This window comes from Streptomyces niphimycinicus (assembly GCF_018883605.1).
Classification (GTDB): domain Bacteria; phylum Actinomycetota; class Actinomycetes; order Streptomycetales; family Streptomycetaceae; genus Streptomyces; species Streptomyces niphimycinicus.
In genome coordinates, this window is the sequence record NZ_JAHLEM010001005.1 from 1 (window position 1) to 4,619 (window position 4,619).

A 4,619-nucleotide genomic window follows, 5' to 3' on the forward strand; every position below is an offset into this window, starting at 1 on the left:
GGCCGGGCCGCTGGACATCCGCTGGTCGCGTCCCCTCCCGGAGGGTGCGGAGCCGACGACGGTGACGGTGTCCCGTGATGCCGCCGGGCGCTGGTTCGTCTCCCTGCTCGTCGAGGACACCATCACCCCTGCCCCCGCCTCGAGTGCGGCGGTCGGCCTGGACGCCGGGGTCACCTCCCTGGTGACCCTGTCCACCGGGGAGAAGATCGCCAACCCCCGGCACGAACGGCGCGACCGGGCCCGCCTGGCGAAGGCGCAGCGGGAGCTGTCCCGCAAGGCGAAGGGCTCGGCGAACCGGGAGAAGGCCCGCCGCCGCGTCGCCAAGGTGCACGCACGGATCGCCGACCGGCGCCGGGACTTCCTGCACAAGCTGACCACTCGTCTCGTCCGTGAGAACCAAACGGTCGTGATCGAAGACCTCACCGTCCGCAACCTGCTGAAGAACGGCAGCCTCGCGCGCGCCATCTCGGATGCGGCATGGACGGACCTGCGCATGATGCTGGAGTACAAGTGCGCCTGGTACGGGCGGGAACTCGTGACGGTCGACCGCTGGTTTCCCAGCTCGAAGCTGTGTGGGGCCTGTGGCACGGTCCGCGAGAAGCTGCCGTTGAACGTCCGTGAGTGGACGTGTGAGTGCGGCGCTGTGCATGACCGCGATGTGAACGCGGCACGCAATATCCTGGCCGCCGGGCTGGCGGCCTCTGCCTGTGGAGACGGTGTGAGACCTCAACGGGAGTCCTCCCGGACGGGGCGGTCGTCGGTGAAGCAGGAACCCCAGCGGGCGACCGCTGGAATCCCCCGCCTTTAGGCGGGGGAGGAAGTCAAGAAACCGATGCCTTTCCTGTGCGGGCAGGCTCGGGCCGGTGTGGTCACGGCCGGAGAGAAGGAAGGGAAGGCTCCGGTGACCGGTGTGTTCACGGCAACGGAGCGGCGGAGCGGTTGAGCGGCTGCGCAGCGGAGCGGCTGAGCTGCGAAGCACCGGTGTGTTCACGGTGCTCGGTGACTGTGATGATCCGAGGCACGCCGCCGGGCGTCAAGCCTCGCGGACGACTTACCTCATGGCGTGGATTAAGTGCGCCCCTGCCGCCGTACGGGCGGCCGTCCGCCGTGGCGCGCCCGGGGCTCCGCGGGACCGCTCCTAGGGTGGTGATTCCTCCGTATCAGGACAGAGAGGGCGGATCGTGCTCAGGGGCTTCAAGAACTTCCTCATGCGCGGTGATGTCATCGTTGTCGCCGTCGGCCTGGTCACGGCGCTGGCGTTCTCGACGCTGATCAAGGCGTTCACCGACTCCGTGATCAACCCGGTCATCGCCCGGCTCCAGGGCGGCAAATCGGTCGGGCTCGGCTGGCAGCTCGGCGCCCAGGGGAACACCTCGACCTACCTCAACATCGGGTCGTTCATCTCCGCCCTGATCTACTTCATCATCTTCATGGCCGTCATCTACTTCCTGATCGTCGTGCCGTACAAGTACACCCAGCGCCGCCGGGGCGCGGAGGTCTTCGGGGAGCCGGGCCCGCTCAAGACCTGCCCGGAATGCCTCGCCGAGGACATCCCCGAGGCGGCGCGCAAGTGCCGCTACTGCGGCTCGGATCAGCCGCGCTCGGAGTAGCCGCCTGGCCCGCCGGCGGCCCGGGTGCCCAGCCGCCCCCGCCTACCGCGCCCCGTCGAGGTCCAGCTCCAGCATGCGGATCGCGTTGCCGCGCAGGATCTTGTACGTGGTCTCGGGGGAGAGCCCGGCCACATGCTCGGCGGCGATGCGGCGGGTGTGCGGCCAGGTGGAGTCGACGTGGGGGTAGTCGGTCTCGAAGGTGGCGTTGTCCACGCCGACCGTGTCCAGCGAGGCGATCCCGTGCTTGTCGCGGAAGAAGCAGCAGTAGATCTGCCGGTAGTAGTACGTGGACGGCGGCTCGGGGATGAGGCCGCGGACGCCGCCCCAGGCGCGGTGCTCCTCCCAGACGTCGTCGGCGCGCTCCAGGGCGTAGGGGATCCAGCCCATCTGGCCCTCGGCGTAGGCCAGCTTGAGGCGCGGGAAGGAGACCAGGACGCCGCTGAAGAGGAAGTCCATCATCGAGGCCATGGCGTTGTTGAAGCTCAAGGCGGCCTGGACGGCGGGCGGGGCGTCGGGGGAGGCGGCGGGCATCTGGGAGGAGGAGCCGATGTGCATGCACACGACCGTCCCCGTGGCCTCGCACTCGGCGAAGAAGGGGTCCCAGTAGCCGCTGTGGATGCTGGGGAGCCCGAGGTAGGTGGGGATCTCGCTGAAGGTCACCGCGCGGACGCCGCGGGCCGCGTTACGGCGGATCTCCTGGACGGCGAGGTCGACGTCCCACAGGGGGATCAGGCAGAGCGGGATGAGACGGCCGCCGCTGTCGCCGCACCACTCCTCGACCATCCAGTCGTTGTACGCCCGGACGCACGCCAGCCCGACCTCCTTGTCGTTCGCTTCGGCGAAGGTCTGGCCGCAGAAGCGGGGGAAGGTCGGGAAGCAGAGCGACGCCTCGACATGGTTGAGGTCCATGTCGGCGAGGCGGTCCTTGGGGTCCCAGCAGCCGCGGCGCATCTGCTCGCGGGTGATGCCGTCGAGGGTCATCTCGTCGCGCGAGAAGCCGACGGCGGCGATGATCCGCTTGTAGGGGAAGAGGTCGCCCTCGTAACTCCACCAGTCGGTGAGCTGGCCGTCCGGGTCGGTGGTGAACTTGTACTTGCCGCCGACGTAGGCCAGTTCGCCGATCCCGGCCGTCAGCGGCTTGGGGCCGCGGTCCCGGTACTTGGCCGGGAGCCAGGTCTCGAAGAGGTGCGCGGGCTCGATCACATGGTCATCGACGCTGATGACCCGAGGCAGCTCGGTCGTGCCGTTCGTCTCGTCGGCCATCTCGCCATCTCCCCGGTCTTCTCGTGGTGCTCCTGTGGCTCCGTTTCGATCTGACGGTTCGTCAGATTCTGGCGGCAGAGTAGGGCGGATCGCTTCAACCAACAAGAGAAAGTCCCGTTTCCGCACCTACGTTCAGGGCACCCGAGGTGCGACAACCGGGAGGAAACGGTGAACGCATCGTCGATCGCACGCGGACTGGGTTCGGCAACGCGCACCCGTACCCCACGCCAGGCGGGCAGCCGGGCCGTCGAGGCGGCGGCCCGCTGGGGGCTGGCCACCCGCGGCGTGCTCTATCTGCTCATCGGCGTCCTGGCGCTGCGCATCGCCCTGGGCGACCGCGGCGAGCAGGCCGACCGGGGCGGGGCCCTCCAGGTCCTCGCCCAGCAGCCGTTCGGCGCCGCACTGGTCTGGGCGGTCGGCATCGGGCTGGTCTGCATGGCGCTGTGGCGGCTGTCCGAGGCGGCCTTCGGGGCCGCGGGGCCGGACGGTGGCGCGGCACGGAAGCGGCTGGCGGGGGCGGCCCGCGCGGTCTTCTACGGCGTCGTCGCGTACTCCGTGCTCTCCTTCGCCACCGGCGAGCGGGGCAGCGGCTCCAGCGACCGGCAGTCCCAGGACGTGACGGCCCGCGCACTCGACCTGCCGTACGGCCGGTGGCTGGTCGCCGCCGCCGGGACCGCGGTGGCCGCGGCCGGGGTGTGGATCGCCGTACGTGCGCTGCGGCGCGGCTTCCGCAAGCACCTCAAGGTGGGCGCGATGTCCCGGCGGACGCGGCGGGCCGTGGCGGCGCTGGGGGTCTGCGGCGGGGTGGCCCGCGGGGCCGTGTTCGCGGTGGCGGGCGGCTTCGCGCTCTCGGCCGCCGTGCGCTACGACCCGGACAAGGCGAAGGGCATCGACGACACCCTGCGGACCTTCGCCGGGACGGCGGCGGGGCCATGGCTGCTGATGGCGGTGGCGCTGGGTCTGGCGCTCTTCGGGGTGTTCTCGTTCGCGATGGCGCGGTGGCGCCGGGTCTGAGCGCGCTGCGTGTGCCCGGGGGCCCGGGCCCGCCCTCGCGCCTTGCGCCTTTGCTCCTTGCGCCTCGCGCCTCGCGTGTCTCGCGTGGATGTGCTCCGTAAGGCGGTCTTCCCCGGGGTTCCGGGCGCCGGGACCATCGGACGATGCCGACCATCGAGCCCCCCGTGCCGACCCTCAAGCTCCGCGTGCCGACCATGAAGCCCCGCGCCCGAATCGCCGCCTTAGGGGCGGCATTCGTCCTCGCCGCCGCCACCCCCGTCGCCGCCTACGCCGCGCTGGACGACCCGCCCGCCGCGACGCCCTCCGGCGCCGTGGACCGGGGCAAGCCCTACGTCGAGACCCGGCTCTTCTTCGGCACCGAGCGCCCCGACGGCGGGCCGCCCGTCACCGAGAAGCGGTTCCTGGCCTTCGTGGACCGGCAGATCACCCCGCGCTTCCCCTCCGGCCTGACGATCCACGACGGCCGGGGGCAGTGGCGGGACCAGAACGGGACGATCGAGCGGGAGCGCTCGTACGAGGTGATCCTGCTCTACCCGACGTCCGAGGCCCCGACGCAGGACCCGCGGATCGAACGGATCCGGACGGCGTACGAGCGGAAGTACGCCCAGGAGTCCGTGGCCCGGGCCGACGCCCCGGCCCGGGTGGACTTCTGAGCCATCCGGCCGGAACCGGCCGCCCCGACCACGCCGACCAATCCAGCCGCCCCAGCCGCCCCAGCCGCCCCAGCCGCCC

General features: G+C 71.2%; 5 protein-coding genes. 4 read left to right on the top strand and 1 reads right to left on the bottom strand.

The genetic code is table 11. From position 1 onward, the window contains the following. A partial coding sequence (locus KN815_RS46775) for an RNA-guided endonuclease InsQ/TnpB family protein (protein WP_216347864.1) occupies positions 1-808 on the top strand: 808 nt, incomplete at its 5' end. Between the two features lie 373 nt (positions 809-1,181). After that, on the top strand, positions 1,182-1,610 hold the full coding sequence (locus KN815_RS46780; protein WP_216347865.1) for an MscL family protein: 429 nt from the start codon (positions 1,182-1,184) through the stop codon (positions 1,608-1,610). Positions 1,611-1,652: 42 nt separating this feature from the next. Here the strand turns inward: KN815_RS46780 and KN815_RS46785 are convergent, their stop codons facing one another. Beyond that, complete coding sequence (locus KN815_RS46785) at positions 1,653-2,873, bottom strand: amidohydrolase family protein (RefSeq protein WP_216347866.1); 1,221 nt, start codon at positions 2,871-2,873, stop codon at positions 1,653-1,655. A gap of 168 nt (positions 2,874-3,041) precedes the next feature. On the opposite strand from KN815_RS46785, the gene KN815_RS46790 reads away from it, so the two are divergent. After that, positions 3,042-3,887: a DUF1206 domain-containing protein gene (locus KN815_RS46790; protein ID WP_372458647.1), complete on the top strand. Its 846-nt coding sequence runs from the start codon at positions 3,042-3,044 to the stop codon at positions 3,885-3,887. 143 nt (positions 3,888-4,030) lie between these two features. Beyond that, positions 4,031-4,540, top strand: a complete 510-nt coding sequence (locus KN815_RS46795) for a DUF3574 domain-containing protein (RefSeq protein WP_372458648.1) — start codon at positions 4,031-4,033, stop codon at positions 4,538-4,540. The last annotated feature ends 79 nt before the right edge of the window (positions 4,541-4,619 follow it).

What these genes read in the sequence shown, in the direction of transcription:
- KN815_RS46785 (WP_216347866.1), bottom strand. Translation starts at nt 2,873, where the DNA reads ATGGCCGACGAGACGAACGGCACGACCGAGCTGCCTCGGGTCATCAGC.
- KN815_RS46795 (WP_372458648.1), top strand. Translation starts at nt 4,031, where the DNA reads ATGCCGACCATCGAGCCCCCCGTGCCGACCCTCAAGCTCCGCGTGCCG.